Consider the following 14,087-nt stretch of genomic DNA (forward strand, 5'->3'; position numbering starts at 1 on the left):
TGTCCGGGCCCATTCCAAGCAGCGATTAAACTCCAGTTTAGCCTCGCGCGTCGCTAAGCAATGACAATTTTAGGTACGCGAGTCGCCACGGCACATAACAGTTCGTAGCCTATCGTTCCGGCCGTGCCGGCCACTTCATCGACCGACGGACCATCTTCACCCCACAGCACCACGCGTGAACCGATATGGGCCTGAGGCACCGGGGTCAGATCGACGACAAGCATATCCATGGATACGCGGCCCAGCAGACGGGTGCGCACGCCATCGACAGAGACGGGTGTGCCGGTGCCGGCATGCCTGGGATAACCATCGGCATAGCCGCAGGCCACGACGCCTATCCGCATCGAACTGCTGGACGTAAACATATGGCCATAGCCTACGGATCCACCTTCCGGTATATCGCGCACACTGATCAGGCGGGATGACAGCGTCATCGCTGCGTGCAACTGAAGCGACTCGGCCGACTTATCGGCAAAAGGAGAAGCGCCATAAAGGCAAATCCCCGGGCGCACCCACTGTTCCTGCTCGTCGGGAATGGATGCCCAGATCTCGGGCGTCAAGGTTGCTGCCGAGTTGCAGACGCTTACCCGGCCGGGCAAACCCATGGTGACCTGATGGAATAGCCGCAGTTGCTGTTGTGTGAGATTGGAGTCATCGTCCGCGCGCGCAAAATGCGTCATCTTGCCCAGACCGTTGAGGACGCCTTGTGCCTGCATGGCTCGGGCCCGATCATAGGCTCCCGGGTAATCGCCAACGGAAAATCCAAGTCGGCTCATGCCGGTATCAAGTTTCACGAAGGCATCCATCGCGTGGGCCATCCTGGCTAACGCCAGCATATCCAGCTGATCCCGGCAATGCAGGACGGTCACGACACGATAGTGGTCCATGATAGCGATATCTGCCGGTTCGAAAAATCCCTCCAGCAAAAGGATGGGACCGGTCCACCCCGCTTCCCGGCATCGCACTGCCTCGTCAAGATCCAGCATGGCCAATCCGTCGGCCGCACCGAAGCCTTGAATGGCATTTTCAATGCCATGCCCATAAGCATTGGCCTTAATGACCGCCCATACCTTGGGCGACCTCCTGCCGGCCGGCGTGTCTGCGCCACTTAATCTCCGCTTTACAGTGTGCAGGTTATGACTGAGCGACGACAACGAAATCGTCGCCGAAATAGGACGTGGCATGATTCTTTCCAAAAGACCAGGATATGACAGCGCAAAGACGTGAATGGTACGACCATGAGGTCGGCCAGTGCAAGCCGGAACGCCGCAAGCGGCACAATGAAAGCCCTGATCGTTGTGGGCGGTGCAAACGACGGGATGCCATGTCTTATACTTCCCGCCTATGGCCGTCGATCACTACGAAAACTTCCCTGTGGCATCTTTGCTGTTGCCGCGCCGCCTGCAAGCTCCCGTAAGAAATATCTATCGCTTTGCACGAAGCGCCGACGATATTGCGGATGAAGGCGATGCGACTCCTGCCGAGCGCCTGCGGCACCTTGCCACGTATCGTGACGCCCTGATGCAGATAGAAGCCGGCACACTCGCGCTGCCGGAGCACGACGCCAGAGCACAAGTGTTTAATCCTCTGGCTCAATCCATCACTCAGTACGCCCTTCCCATGGAGGCTTTTTTCGATTTGATATCGGCCTTCGAGCAAGACGTGACCACGACTCGCTATGAGGACGACATGCAGCTGCTGGATTATTGCCGCCGCTCAGCCAACCCGGTGGGACGCTTGATGCTGCATTTGTATGAGGCTGCGACGCCCCAGAACCTGGCACAGTCCAATGCCATTTGCACCGGCCTGCAGCTCACCAATTTCTGGCAGGACATTGCCGTTGATTGGCAAAAAGGGCGGGTCTATTTACCACAGGGGAAGCTCAGACTTTACGGCGCCACCGAGAATCACATTGCGCAAAAACGGTACGCTGATCCAGCATGGCAAACGCTGATGCAAGTGCAGGTCCAGCAGGCGCGCGAGCTGTTAAGTTCAGGGTTGCCGCTGGCGCGAAGCCTGCCCGGGCGTATAGGCCTGGAACTCAAGCTTGTCATCCATGGGGGATTGCGTATCCTTGAACGCCTCAACCAATTACACTATGACGTGTTCTTTCACCGCCCCACCTTGACAAAACGCGACTGGACCCTATTGCTTTGGCGCTCCCTATGGTAAGACGCCTTGCCGCGGTCCAGTCACCACTGTGCCTTACCGAGCCCCGCTACCATTACGCATGAGCCCCGACGAATACTGCCAGAACAAGGCCGCCCAAAGCGGCTCCAGCTTCTACTACGCTTTCCTTTTCCTGCCTCCTGAACGGCGCAAGGCCATAACCGCGCTCTATGCGTTCTGTCGAGAGGTGGACGATGTGGTCGACGAATGCAACGAATCGTCGGTCGCGCGCATGAAGCTGGCATGGTGGCGCACGCAGGTCGAACGCCTGTATGAAGGCCATGCCGAGCATCCCGTCATGCAGGCCCTGCTGCCACACATTCATACCTATACGCTGACGGCGAAACGCATGCACGCCATCGTGGAAGGCATGGAAATGGACTTGGACCAGTCCCGCTATGTGGACTGGCCGGAACTGCGCAAATACTGCTGGCATGCTGCAGGAGTGGTGGGCGAATTGTCGGCCTGCATATTCGGCTATACGCGGCCTGAAACACTGATCTATGCCGAGAAACTCGGTCTTGCATTCCAACTCACCAATATCATCCGCGACGTGGGCGACGACGCGCGTCGCGGCCGGATTTATCTGCCCGTCAACGACATGCAGACCTTCAACGTCACGGCATCCGAGATCATCGACCGGCAACATTCAGAACGCTTCGTGGAACTGATGCGATTCCAGACCGAAAGAGCGCGATCGTGCTACCGCGAGGCCATGCAGGCATTACCCGAGGTCGACCGCCGTGCGCAGCGACCCGGACTGATGATGGCCGCGATCTATCACGCCCTGCTCGAGGAAATCGAACGCGACAACTGGCAGGTACTGGACCAGCGTATCTCGCTGACACCTATTCGCAAATTCTGGCTGGCCTGGAAAATCTGGGTAGGAGGCGGGCGCGGGCTGGTAAAACGTCTGGCAAGATGAATATCGCGGTAGTCGGCGGCGGCTGGGCCGGTCTCAGCGCAGCAATCCGCTTGAGAAAATACGGCTGCTCCGTTGTCGTATTCGAGGCATCACGGACCCTGGGCGGACGGGCCCGCAGCGTGCATTCGGCATCGCTCGATACTCGCATCGACAATGGCCAGCACATATTGTTGGGCGCCTACACCGAGACGCTGGCACTTATGCGGGAACTCGGCCTCGAACCGGACAAGCTGTTCTTGCGCGAATGCCTGCAGCTGGATTCAGCCGACGGCTGCTTCGGCCTGCGTGCCGCGGCGCTGCCCGCTCCCCTCCACTTGCTGGGTGCCATCCTCGGCGCGAGAGGGTTAAGTCTCATGGAACGATTGCGCATCGTCGCGGTCACCGCCGGGCTGCGCCGACAGGGCTGGAAAGTCCATCCGGATATGACTGTTGCGCAATGGCTGGATCAGGGCGCGCAATCGGACCATGCGATCCAGTCATTCTGGCAGCCGTTGTGCCTTGCCACACTCAACACGCCGATGGGCGCTGCCAGTGCCCAGTTGTTCGCACGTGTCCTGCAAGACAGTCTCGGCGGACCTGCCCACGCGTCCGATGTGCTCATACCCCGGGTCAATCTGTCGGAGTTATGGCCAGATCATGTCGCGCATTACCGGCCCGACGATAGCGCCTGCGAACTGGAAGTGCGCCGCGGAAGTGCCGTGAGAGGATTGCAGACGTCGTCATCGAAGGTCACACTGGACGGAACACCGTTCGACGCTGTCATCGTAGCCGCCAATGCTTCGGCTACGCATCGGCTGTTGCAACAGCTGGACCCTTGCGCATCGGGCACTGAATACCTTTCAATGCTGTCGGCGTTCCAGTACCTGCCGATCGCCACCGTCACGCTGCAACTGGAACGTCCCTGGAACAGGACACGCCCCATACTGCTGCTAAAGGATAGTCCCCAACATATGCAATATGGCCAGTGGCTTTTCGACCGCAGCGCCAGCGGCCCGGCAGAGTCGCAATGCCTGCTGAACATAGTCATCAGCGATGCGCGTGCCTTCATGGAACATCCCCGTGCGCAGGTTATCGCCGCAACGATAGATCAGGTAAGGGAACAGAGCGGATCAGGACTAGACATGCCCAAGGTTCGCAACCATGAGGTCATCATTGAAAAACGAGCGACATTCGCCGCCGTCCCGGGGCTGAAGCGGCCGCCGAATCAAACACCCTGGCCACGGGTATGGGTCGCGGGAGACTGGACCGATACAGGATATCCGGCGGTTCTGGAGGGCGCGGTGCGCAGCGGCAAGCAGGCCGCGCAGGCAATTTACAGTTCGTTAAGGTGACCCGGCCTGGCTCAAGGTGGATATCAGGCTGGCCGTGGCAAAACCAAGACAGGTCAGGGCCAAGCTGCCGACAAGACTGAAACCGATATAGCCAAACGCCGACAAGTACGCGCCACGCTCGAGCAGACCCACGGCCTCGCCGGAAAACGTCGAAAATGTGGTCAGCCCGCCCAGAAAGCCCGTTATAAGCATGAGCTTGAGCCATATTGGCGCTTCCGGATACATTGACAGGCCGCCCAATAACAGTCCGACAAAATAGCCGCCTATCAGGTTGGCGGCCAATGTACCCCACGGCAAATGCCAGCCGGGTTGGTTCAGCCATAGGCCCAGCGCCCAACGGCATATTGCTCCCGCGGCGGCACCTATGCCTATGGCCATGAAATTAATAGGTGTCAACATGGAATTCCGTGTGCCTTGCTTGGACCCTAACCTTTCGAAGACCCTTTGGGGGCCCCTTTGGGAGACAAGGTTACGTCGGCGGATTCCAGCGGATATTGCTCGACCAGCTTGTCGACAATAAGCTGCATGAGGGTAATACGTTTGATGGCCGGGCGCTCTTCCAAGAAGTCCCATGCCCATTCCGCAGCGGACTTGGCCTCATCGGCCAGATCATAAACGCCCACCGACAGACCATCGGGTCCAAACGCATGGTAATACGACTTTCCAGCAGTCCGGATGGTAACGACAGCGCGCCGACCGTCCGGGTGTATTTCAGCGACTTCAGTTTCTGCGAGATTCTGATTTGGCATATAGAGCTCCTTATGAGGTGCCCAGCTAGTGTAACAAGCCGCAATGTCCATGATTGCAACGGTTCATTGCGGTTTTGTTACAATTCCACGCGCTCCTACGCGGGCGCATGCTGCCTGATGTAATCTCGAACCACATGGACGTCGCAGTCCATAACTTGCACGCGCTGCGGAAGCGCCGCCAGTTCACGCAGGTGTTCGGGAACCGGAGCGGGTTGGCCTATCGCTTCCTGTATGGTCTCGCCAAATTTGGCCGGCAGTGCGGTCTCGAGCACGAGCATGGGTATGCCTTCTTCGATGTAGGCGGCGGCAACCTTTACCGCGTCGGCGGTATGCGGGTCTATCAGCAAGCCGGTTTCACCGAACACCTTCTTGATCGTTGCCAGCCTGTCCTGATGAGTGCTTACGCCAGCCACGAATCCGTAACGCGATTCGAACAGGGGCAAGAGTCGGCTCAAATCGAATTCTCCCTTGATTTCAAGCTGCTTCCAGCAATCCCGGACCTGCCCGGCGTCCTGATCCAGCAAGTCGAACACGAAACGTTCGAAATTGGATGCCCGGGAAATGTCCATAGAAGGACTGGAGGTTGCATGGGTATCCGAAGCTGAACGAGGACGATAGATTCCGGTGCGGAAGAATTCCTCGAGCACGTTGTTCTCGTTCGTCGCCAGGACCAGCCGGCGTATCGGCAAGCCCATCTGGCGGGCGACATGGCCCGCGAGAATATTGCCGAAGTTGCCCGACGGCACGGCATACGAAACTCGCTGCCCGGGTGCCGTGGTGGCACGAAGCCAGCCCCAGAAATAATAAACCACCTGCGCGGCGATCCTGGCCCAGTTGATGGAGTTGACCGCGCCCAGGTGGTAGCGCGATTTGAATTCCAGGTCGCCGGCCAGCGCCTTGACGATATCCTGGCATTCATCGAACACGCCTTTCAGGGCGATGTTATGAATATTCCCGTCCTGCAGCGAATACATTTGCGCGCGCTGGAATTCGCTCATGCGGCCATGCGGCGAAAGCATGAAAACCGTTACTCCGCGCTTGCCGCGCAAGGCATACTCCGCGGCGGACCCGGTGTCTCCTGACGTCGCGCCCAGGATATTCAGGCTTGCCTGGCGCTTGTCCAGCACATACTCAAAAACCTGGCCAAGGAACTGCATGGCCATGTCCTTGAATGCCAGGGTAGGGCCTTCGGACAAACCCACCAAACTGACGCCCTTGCCCAGCGGCTTGAGCGGCACCATTTGCGCTCCAGGAAACACCTCGGCGTTATAGGCCGCATGGGTCAGGCGGGAAAGATCGGCGCGAGGAATGTCGTCGATGAACAGGCCCAGTATTTCAGTGGCCAGGTCGGCGTAATCAAGAGCACGCCACGACTCGAGCGTTTCCGCACTGATTTTCGGAAGGCTGGCAGGCAGCGCCAAGCCGCCATCTGGCGCGAGGCCCTCAAGCAGGATATCGGAAAAGTCCATGGGCGCCATCGCACCCCGCGTTGAGCGATATTTCATACTAGATTCTCCACACGCAAGCGTGTTACCGGGGAACGCACAAACGGCAAAGCCTGGATATTGGCAAGTGCGGTGTCGACGTCGCCTTCCCGCGCCGAATGCGACAGGAAGATTATGTCGGCCTCTGTGGCCCCATGGGGCTCCTGGAACATCGAACCGATTGAAATGCCGGCATCGGACAATATGCGGGCCAGGTCGGCCAGCACGCCCGGACGATCCTCGACGCGCAAGCGCAGATAGTAGGAGGACTGGATATCGGCAATGGGCAGGATGGCAATGTCATCCATGGCATCTGGCTGGAAAGCCAGATGAGGCACATGATGATCCGGATCGGCCGACTGCAGACGCGTGACATCGATCAGATCGGCGATGACGGCGGAGGCCGTAGGCAGCTCCCCGGCACCCTGGCCATAATAAAGCGTGGGACCGACCGCGTCGCCATGTACCAGCACTGCATTCATGGCGCCCTCGACGTTGGCCAAGAGGCATTCCATAGGCACCAGGGTGGGGTGCACGCGCAGCTCGATTCCGTCGGGGCGCCGGCGTGTAATACCGAGCAACTTGATGCGGTACCCCAGGCGCTCGGCGTGGGCAATATCTTCCTGTGCCAGCGAGGATATCCCTTCGACATGAGCCTTGTTGAATTGCACCGGAATGCCGAAGGCCAGCGAGGCCAGCAACGTAAGCTTGTGCGCCGCGTCGATGCCTTCGATATCGAAGGTGGGATCGGCCTCAGCGTACCCAAGGCGCTGTGCCTCGGAAAGCACTGTGTTGAAAGGAAGACCGCGCGAACGCATTTCCGAGAGGATGAAATTGGTCGTGCCATTGATAATGCCGGCCAGCCATTGGATACGATTGGCAGTAAGTCCTTCGCGTATGGCCTTGACGATGGGTATGCCACCAGCGACGGCGGCTTCGAATACCACCATGACGCCCTTCTTATGTGCCGCGGCAAATATCTCGTTGCCATGCCTGGCGAGCAGCGCCTTGTTGGCAGTGACCACATGCTTGCCCTGGTTGATGGCTTCCATGACGAGGTCGCGTGCCAGCGTATCGCCGCCGATCAACTCCACCACGATATCGATATCGGGGTTACGCACGATTTCCATGCCGTCCGTCGTGACCGTAACCTGGTCGCCTACCAGGCGCCTGGCTTTTTCAATGTCGCGCACCGCCACGGCGACGATTTCGATCCGTCTGCCTGCCCGGCGCGCGATTTCTTCTGCGTTTTGCGTCAATACTTTCCAGGTCCCGCCGCCGACAACGCCCAGACCCAATAAACCAACTTTCATAGGACTCATTTATTTACTACCCAACCCGTCCTTGCGGAACATTTCTTTAATGCCGCGCACCGCCTGACGGGTGCGCTGCTCGTTTTCGATCAGGGCAAAGCGCACATAGTCGTCGCCGTATTCGCCGAAGCCTATTCCCGGCGAGACCGCCACCTTGGCATCGGCCAGCAGCCTCTTGGAAAACTCGAGCGAACCGAGCTTCTGGTAGAACTCGGGAATCTTTGCCCAGATATACATGGACGCCTTCGGTATATCGACCATCCAGCCGGCTTCGTGCAAGCCCTTGGCCAGGACGTCGCGCCGAATCCGATATTGCTCGACGACCTGCTTTACTCCATCTTGAGGACCTTCCAATGCGGCGATCGAAGCGACCTGAATCGGCGTGAATGTGCCGTAATCGTGATAGCTCTTGATGCGTGCGAGCGCGTTGACCAGTTCCTGGTTGCCGACCATGAAGCCGACGCGCCAGCCCGCCATATTGTAGCTTTTGCTCATGGTGAAGAATTCAACGGCCACATCGCGTGCACCTTCGACTTGCATGATGGATGGCGCGACGTAGCCGTCGAAGGTGATGTCGGCATAGGCCAAGTCGTGCACGACCAGGATATTGTGTTCTTTGGCCAGGGCAATGACGCGCTCGAAGAACGACAAATCGACACACTGGGCAGTCGGATTGCTGGGGAAACCCAGTATCATCATTTTGGGCTTGGGGATGCACTCACGTACTGCCCTGTCGATCTCTTCAAAAAAATCCAGGCCGGGTGTCATGGGCACGGAACGTATGTTGGCGCCTGCAATCACTGCCCCGTAGATATGGATGGGATAACTGGGGTTCGGCACGAGCACGGTATCGCCCCGATCCAGCGTGGCCAGCATAAGGTGTGCGAGACCTTCCTTGGATCCTATTGTGACGATGGCTTCCGTCTCGGGGTCAATTTGTACACCGTATCGACGTTCGTACCATCCGGAAATTGCCTTGCGCAATCGCGGTATGCCTTTGGACACCGAGTATCCGTGCGTATCAGGCCGGGATGCAGCCTCGACCAGTTTATCCACGATATGCTTGGGAGTCGGGCCATCAGGGTTTCCCATGGACATGTCGATGATGTCTTCGCCTCGTCGCCGTGCCGCCATTTTCAGTTCGCCGGTAATGTTGAATACATAGGGCGGTAAGCGCTCTATACGCGGAAAACTCGTCATGATGGTCCTTGGGCGACAAAAATGGGAAATGGGTAGTGGTGAATGCGGCGCAATAAAAAAGAGGGTTCGGTTCGAACGTGCGAGCGCGAAACAGCTGAGTAGTTTAAACGATCCAAAAAAAACGCGGGGTCGCCATAAATCGACCGTCTTTGCGCTATGATCTTCAAGACTTTGGGAGTTTTTTTGTGCAATTGCAAAGCGAATCCAACCCGGCGCTCAATACCGTGACCGCCTACGGGCATGATTACATAGAAATCAATGAAGTCTCCTATGGGCACGCGGTCTATTTCGCGCCTGAAGGTGACATCAATACCTGGTCGGTGCATGTGGTCAGCGACATCACCGCCGATACGCTGCGCGCGATCGCCGGCATCACGACCGCCAGTATCGATCCCCTGGCTTTCCTGAATGCCGATGCCGCGCCGCAAAAGCCGGCGGGAGCGCCAGAGGTTCTTCTGATCGGAACCGGCAACCGCCAGCACCTGCTGCCGGCACACGTCACGCGTCCGCTGCTTGAAGCAGGCATAGGTGTCGAAGCCATGAGCACGCAGGCCGCGGCGCGCACCTACAACATCCTGATGGCCGAAGGGCGCCGCGTCATTGCCGCGCTATTGCCCCTCGGGGAGGCAAAATAATGAGCGAAGTAGCCGTTGGAAAACCCATTCCAGACTTCGTCGCCGCCAGTACACACGGAAACATAAGCCGCGAAACGCTGCTCGGGCGCAGCACCGTCATGTATTTCTACCCCAAAGACAGTACCCCGGGATGCACGACGCAGGCCCAGGGTTTTCGTGATAACCACCACGAGTTTACCGACGCCAGCTGTCAGATCGTAGGCGTCTCGCGCGACTCACTGAAGTCGCACGCGAGTTTTACCGAAAAGCAAAGTCTTCCCTTTGCGCTCATTGCCGACCCCGACGAAAATCTGTGTGAAATGTTCAAGGTCATGAAATTGAAAAACATGTACGGTAAACAGGTACGGGGGATTGAACGCAGCACGTTCCTGATCGACGAACAAGGCGTGCTGATTCAAGAATGGCGAGGCCTACGGGTTCCCGGCCACGTTGACGAGGTGTTGAAGGCCGTGCGGGAAAAGGCATGACGCCACCGGCACGAACTGCAATGCCCTGATTTCGATTGCTACGATCACTTACTTATCTGAACGCTCAGGGAGCACACACCTTATGCCGCTACCGAAGTTGCCGACCCGCATGGGAGCCATGATTTCCCCTGCCGCATCCAACGATGCAAGCAATGCACCCGAACCTGCAGAAGCAGTAGTGGCTCCCGCTGCGGGCGTTCCTGCACGTAAGGCCTCCACGAAACGCGCCGCCGCCACACCGGCCGCCGCGCCGGCAATAAACGCCAGTCCAGCCCCCGCGCCGGCGAAGGTGGCAAGTGCGCCCCCGCTGGCGGTCGTCCCATCGCGCAATCCACGCAAGGCCCGCCTGCCCGCGGCCAAGCGCAAGCTGTTTGTACTGGATACCAACGTACTGCTGCACGACTCGAATTCCCTGTTCAAGTTTGAGGAACACGATATTTTTCTGCCGATGATCGTGCTCGAAGAGCTCGATCACCAAAAAAAGGGAATGTCCGAAGTCGCACGCAACGCACGCCAGGTCAGCCGCTTTCTCGACGGCTTGGTTGGAACGTCGACCGAACTGGAACCCGGCGTCGAGCTTGACACATTGGGCAATCAGGAAGCCTTGGGCCGATTGCATTTTCAGACCACCGCGCTGCACTCGAATTTGCCCATAGAATTGCCGCTGGGCAAGGCTGACAATGTCATCCTTAGCGTGGTGCACGCGCTCCAGGCATCGCATCCCAAGCGTGCGGTGGTGCTCGTATCGAAGGACATCAACATACGCCTGAAGGCGCGCTCGCTGGGCATGCCCGCCGAAGACTACCTGAACGACCACGTCCTGGATGACTCCGATCTTCTCTACGACGGGGTCATGCCATTGCCGGAAAATTTTTGGCTCAAGCATGGGAAGGACGTGGAATCGTGGCAACAAGGGGGCACAACGTTCTATCGTATCAAAGGGCCTCTATGCTCCGAATTCATCGTCAACGAGTTCGTGTATCTCGATGGCGAGCTTCCACTGCAGGCTCAGGTCAAGGAAGTCAGCGGCACAAGCGCCGTGCTGGCGACATTGCGCGACTACAGCCACGGCAAAAACAATGTCTGGGGCATCACGGCCCGCAATCGAGAACAGAATTTCGCCCTCAATCTGCTCATGAACCCCGACTGCGACTTCGTGTCCCTGCTGGGGCAGGCAGGTACGGGTAAGACGCTGCTGGCCCTGGCGGCCGCCTTGACGCAAACACTGGAAACCAAGCGCTACAACGAAATCATCATCACCCGGGCCACTGTGCCGGTGGGCGACGATATCGGCTTCCTGCCGGGAACCGAGGAAGAGAAAATGCTTCCCTGGATGGGCGCGCTCGAAGACAACCTGGAAGTACTGCATTTGGGGCCAGGCAATGGCGACATCGTGCCTGCCGCCGGCGGGCAGGACTGGACCAAGAATGCAACGATGGAACTCATACGTTCGCGCATCAAGGTCAAGTCCCTGAACTTCATGCGCGGACGCACCTTCATGAACAAGATCCTGATCATCGACGAGGCACAGAATCTTACCCCCAAGCAAATGAAAACGCTTGTCACCCGTGCGGGCCCGGGAACAAAAATCATCTGCCTGGGAAATATTGCCCAGATCGACACTCCGTATCTTACGGAAGGCAGCTCTGGCCTTACCTTCGTCGTGGATCGTTTCAAGGGCTGGCCACATGCCGGGCATATCACCTTGCAGCGAGGCGAACGCTCCCGCCTGGCCGACTACGCCAGCGAAGCGCTTTAAGTCTTTGCTACCGACATGAGCAAACCTTCACTCGCACCGGTCGGGCTCACCATGGGCGATGCCGCAGGCATCGGCCCCGAAATAATCGTCAAGCTGTTTGCAGCCGGCCTGCCCTACCCTACAGTCGTCTACGGTGACGCGGGGGTCCTGCAATCCACCATCGGACAGCTGGATATGTCGGATGCCCTGCACGTGGAACTGGTCAGCGCAGCGGAACTCGCGGGGCACAGCCCTGGTTCGATCCCCGTATTAAACCGGTGGCAGGCGTTGCCGGCCAGCCTTCCCCCGGGCCGCCTCAGTGCCGAAGCGGGGCGTGGCGCCTATGAATATTTATGCCATGCCATCGACGACGCGCAAGCCGGGCAACTGCGCGCCGTTGTTACGGCCCCGCTCAATAAGAAAGCCATGCAGGCCGCTGGTATCAATTTTCCGGGCCATACTGAAATTCTGGCTGAACGCACTGGTACCTCGCACTATGCGATGATGCTCGTCAACCCTGAGCTACGGGTCATATTGGTCACCATACACCTGCCGTTGCAACAGGTCAGCCGCCTAATCACCTACGAGACCGAGCTTGACACAATCCGGCTGGCTCACCGGGCTTGCCGGCAAGCCGGAGTCGAATATCCCCGCATCGCCGTCGCCGGACTGAATCCGCACGCGGGCGAGGACGGAAGATTCGGACAGGAGGAAATTACAGTCATCACGCCCGCCATCAATCAGGCCCGGGCCGAAGGAATGAACGTCCATGGCCCGCTTCCGGGCGACACTGTGTTCATGCGGGCTCGCCAAGGCGAATTCGATATCGTCGTCGCGCAGTATCACGATCAAGGATTGATACCCGTCAAATATCTGGGCGTCGACGAGGGTGTCAACGTAACAGTGGGACTGCCTTTCGTGCGCACCAGCGTCGACCATGGCACGGCCTTCGACATTGCCGGGCAGGGTATTGCCGATCCGGGTTCTCTACGTTGCGCTTATGACCTTGCCTTATCCATGACGCCCGACAGCGCCTATAATCCCAGCCTGTGACAGTGGTCTTCCGCTGGTGCAATCCTCTGCAACTTCTCTGCTGTATCCCTGATGACCCCGCGAATTTCCATCGATCCCTTCCTGATCAAACTCTTTTTTGCCATCCTGCTTGCCAGCTTCCTCCCCGCCCACGGCATAGGCACGCCAATTTTCGGCTGGATCACCAATCTGGCCATCGCCCTGCTGTTCTTCCTGCACGGCGCACGATTGTCCCGCGATGCGATCGTTGCGGGGGCTTCGCATTGGCGCCTGCATAGCACGATATTCGCAGTGACCTTCGTGGTCTTCCCGGTGTTGGGCATCTTGTCGGGACCGCTTTTAAAGCCGTTCCTCACCCCGGACCTGTACACCGGCATCCTGTTCTTGTGCTGTTTGCCGGCAACCGTGCAGTCGGCCATCGCGTTTACGTCTATTGCCCGCGGAAATGTGTCGGCGGCGGTATGCAGTGCCTCGGCATCGAGTTTGCTGGGCGTATTCATCACACCCTTGCTTGTCGGCCTGGTGCTGGCCGGCAGCAGCGTCAATAATGTGCCCTTGTCCTTCGATGCCATCGGCAAGATCATGCTTCAGTTGCTTCTGCCATTCATACTGGGACAAATGGCTCGCCGCTGGATCGGCGCATGGGTCGTCAAGCGCAGCCGGATGCTCAAGATCGTCGATCAGGGATCCATCCTGCTAGTCGTCTATACCGCGTTTTCAGAAGCCGTGATCGGCGGATTATGGTCACAGACGCCATTGTCGGCCCTGGTCGCCCTGGTGTTCATATCCCTGGTCCTGCTCGGACTCGTACTGGGTATCTCGCTGCTGCTTGGACGTTTGCTCAAGTTCGACCTGGCAGATCGAATCACCTTGATGTTCTGCGGTTCAAAGAAAAGCCTGACCAGCGGCATTCCCATTGCCAATATCCTTTTTGCGGGCGGCTCGGTCGGCACCATCGTGCTGCCGCTGATGATATTCCACCAGATACAGCTGATTATCTGCGCCATGATCGCCGGCGCCTACGCAAGGCGCGAGTAGTTCAAC

General features: G+C 58.2%; 14 protein-coding genes. 8 read left to right on the forward strand and 6 right to left on the reverse strand.

Annotated elements, in window-relative coordinates; genetic code table 11:
• Positions 1-53 precede the first annotated feature (53 nt).
• Positions 54-1,184 (reverse strand): alanine racemase, encoded by a 1,131-nt coding sequence (gene alr / locus CR155_RS02610; RefSeq protein ID WP_102068448.1) that lies wholly within the window; start codon positions 1,182-1,184, stop codon positions 54-56.
• Positions 1,185-1,344: 160 nt separating this feature from the next.
• On the opposite strand from alr, the gene hpnC reads away from it, so the two are divergent.
• The 3 genes from hpnC to hpnE are packed head-to-tail and all read left to right on the forward strand — an operon-like array spanning position 1,345 to position 4,425.
• Complete coding sequence (hpnC, locus tag CR155_RS02615; protein WP_102068449.1) at positions 1,345-2,172, forward strand: squalene synthase HpnC; 828 nt, start codon at positions 1,345-1,347, stop codon at positions 2,170-2,172.
• 58 nt (positions 2,173-2,230) lie between these two features.
• On the forward strand, positions 2,231-3,094 hold the full coding sequence (hpnD, locus tag CR155_RS02620; protein WP_102068450.1) for a presqualene diphosphate synthase HpnD: 864 nt from the start codon (positions 2,231-2,233) through the stop codon (positions 3,092-3,094).
• Complete coding sequence (gene hpnE / locus CR155_RS02625) at positions 3,091-4,425, forward strand: hydroxysqualene dehydroxylase HpnE (protein WP_102068451.1); 1,335 nt, start codon at positions 3,091-3,093, stop codon at positions 4,423-4,425. Before hpnD ends, hpnE begins: the two co-directional genes overlap by 4 nt.
• Here hpnE and crcB read toward each other — a convergent pair.
• From crcB to alaC, 5 genes are all read right to left on the reverse strand, one after another.
• Positions 4,417-4,824 carry a fluoride efflux transporter CrcB gene (gene crcB / locus CR155_RS02630; RefSeq protein ID WP_102068452.1) on the reverse strand — a complete coding sequence of 136 codons (408 nt, stop codon included), beginning with the start codon at positions 4,822-4,824 and terminating at the stop codon, positions 4,417-4,419. The genes hpnE and crcB overlap by 9 nt on opposite strands.
• Positions 4,825-4,850: 26 nt before the next feature.
• Complete coding sequence (locus CR155_RS02635) at positions 4,851-5,174, reverse strand: hypothetical protein (protein WP_102068453.1); 324 nt, start codon at positions 5,172-5,174, stop codon at positions 4,851-4,853.
• 95 nt (positions 5,175-5,269) lie between these two features.
• Positions 5,270-6,679: a threonine synthase gene (thrC, locus tag CR155_RS02640; protein ID WP_102068454.1), complete on the reverse strand. Its 1,410-nt coding sequence runs from the start codon at positions 6,677-6,679 to the stop codon at positions 5,270-5,272.
• Positions 6,676-7,980, reverse strand: a complete 1,305-nt coding sequence (locus CR155_RS02645) for a homoserine dehydrogenase (RefSeq protein WP_102068455.1) — start codon at positions 7,978-7,980, stop codon at positions 6,676-6,678. The genes thrC and CR155_RS02645 overlap by 4 nt, the downstream gene beginning before the upstream one ends.
• Positions 7,981-9,171, reverse strand: a complete 1,191-nt coding sequence (gene alaC, locus CR155_RS02650; RefSeq protein ID WP_102068456.1) for an alanine transaminase — start codon at positions 9,169-9,171, stop codon at positions 7,981-7,983.
• A gap of 185 nt (positions 9,172-9,356) precedes the next feature.
• On the opposite strand from alaC, the gene CR155_RS02655 reads away from it, so the two are divergent.
• From CR155_RS02655 to CR155_RS02675, 5 genes are all read left to right on the forward strand, one after another.
• The gene (locus tag CR155_RS02655; protein WP_102068457.1) at positions 9,357-9,806 is read left to right on the forward strand and encodes an Mth938-like domain-containing protein; all 450 of its coding nucleotides are present in this window, start codon (positions 9,357-9,359) and stop codon (positions 9,804-9,806) included.
• Complete coding sequence (locus CR155_RS02660; protein ID WP_102068458.1) at positions 9,806-10,273, forward strand: peroxiredoxin; 468 nt, start codon at positions 9,806-9,808, stop codon at positions 10,271-10,273. Before CR155_RS02655 ends, CR155_RS02660 begins: the two co-directional genes overlap by 1 nt.
• A gap of 82 nt (positions 10,274-10,355) precedes the next feature.
• Positions 10,356-12,032 carry a PhoH family protein gene (locus CR155_RS02665; protein ID WP_102068459.1) on the forward strand — a complete coding sequence of 559 codons (1,677 nt, stop codon included), beginning with the start codon at positions 10,356-10,358 and terminating at the stop codon, positions 12,030-12,032.
• 15 nt (positions 12,033-12,047) lie between these two features.
• Positions 12,048-13,064: a 4-hydroxythreonine-4-phosphate dehydrogenase PdxA gene (gene pdxA / locus CR155_RS02670; protein WP_102068460.1), complete on the forward strand. Its 1,017-nt coding sequence runs from the start codon at positions 12,048-12,050 to the stop codon at positions 13,062-13,064.
• A gap of 51 nt (positions 13,065-13,115) precedes the next feature.
• On the forward strand, positions 13,116-14,081 hold the full coding sequence (locus CR155_RS02675; protein ID WP_102068461.1) for a bile acid:sodium symporter family protein: 966 nt from the start codon (positions 13,116-13,118) through the stop codon (positions 14,079-14,081).
• The last annotated feature ends 6 nt before the right edge of the window (positions 14,082-14,087 follow it).

This window comes from Pollutimonas nitritireducens (assembly GCF_002849615.1).
Lineage (GTDB): Bacteria > Pseudomonadota > Gammaproteobacteria > Burkholderiales > Burkholderiaceae_B > Pollutimonas > Pollutimonas nitritireducens.

What these genes read in the sequence shown, in the direction of transcription:
- alr (WP_102068448.1), bottom strand. Translation starts at nt 1,184, where the DNA reads ATGCCACGTCCTATTTCGGCGACGATTTCGTTGTCGTCGCTCAGTCAT.
- hpnC (WP_102068449.1), top strand. Translation starts at nt 1,345, where the DNA reads ATGGCCGTCGATCACTACGAAAACTTCCCTGTGGCATCTTTGCTGTTG.
- hpnD (WP_102068450.1), top strand. Translation starts at nt 2,231, where the DNA reads ATGAGCCCCGACGAATACTGCCAGAACAAGGCCGCCCAAAGCGGCTCC.
- hpnE (WP_102068451.1), top strand. Translation starts at nt 3,091, where the DNA reads ATGAATATCGCGGTAGTCGGCGGCGGCTGGGCCGGTCTCAGCGCAGCA.
- crcB (WP_102068452.1), bottom strand. Translation starts at nt 4,824, where the DNA reads ATGTTGACACCTATTAATTTCATGGCCATAGGCATAGGTGCCGCCGCG.
- CR155_RS02635 (WP_102068453.1), bottom strand. Translation starts at nt 5,174, where the DNA reads ATGCCAAATCAGAATCTCGCAGAAACTGAAGTCGCTGAAATACACCCG.
- thrC (WP_102068454.1), bottom strand. Translation starts at nt 6,679, where the DNA reads ATGAAATATCGCTCAACGCGGGGTGCGATGGCGCCCATGGACTTTTCC.
- CR155_RS02645 (WP_102068455.1), bottom strand. Translation starts at nt 7,980, where the DNA reads ATGAGTCCTATGAAAGTTGGTTTATTGGGTCTGGGCGTTGTCGGCGGC.
- alaC (WP_102068456.1), bottom strand. Translation starts at nt 9,171, where the DNA reads ATGACGAGTTTTCCGCGTATAGAGCGCTTACCGCCCTATGTATTCAAC.
- CR155_RS02660 (WP_102068458.1), top strand. Translation starts at nt 9,806, where the DNA reads ATGAGCGAAGTAGCCGTTGGAAAACCCATTCCAGACTTCGTCGCCGCC.
- CR155_RS02665 (WP_102068459.1), top strand. Translation starts at nt 10,356, where the DNA reads ATGCCGCTACCGAAGTTGCCGACCCGCATGGGAGCCATGATTTCCCCT.
- pdxA (WP_102068460.1), top strand. Translation starts at nt 12,048, where the DNA reads ATGAGCAAACCTTCACTCGCACCGGTCGGGCTCACCATGGGCGATGCC.
- CR155_RS02675 (WP_102068461.1), top strand. Translation starts at nt 13,116, where the DNA reads ATGACCCCGCGAATTTCCATCGATCCCTTCCTGATCAAACTCTTTTTT.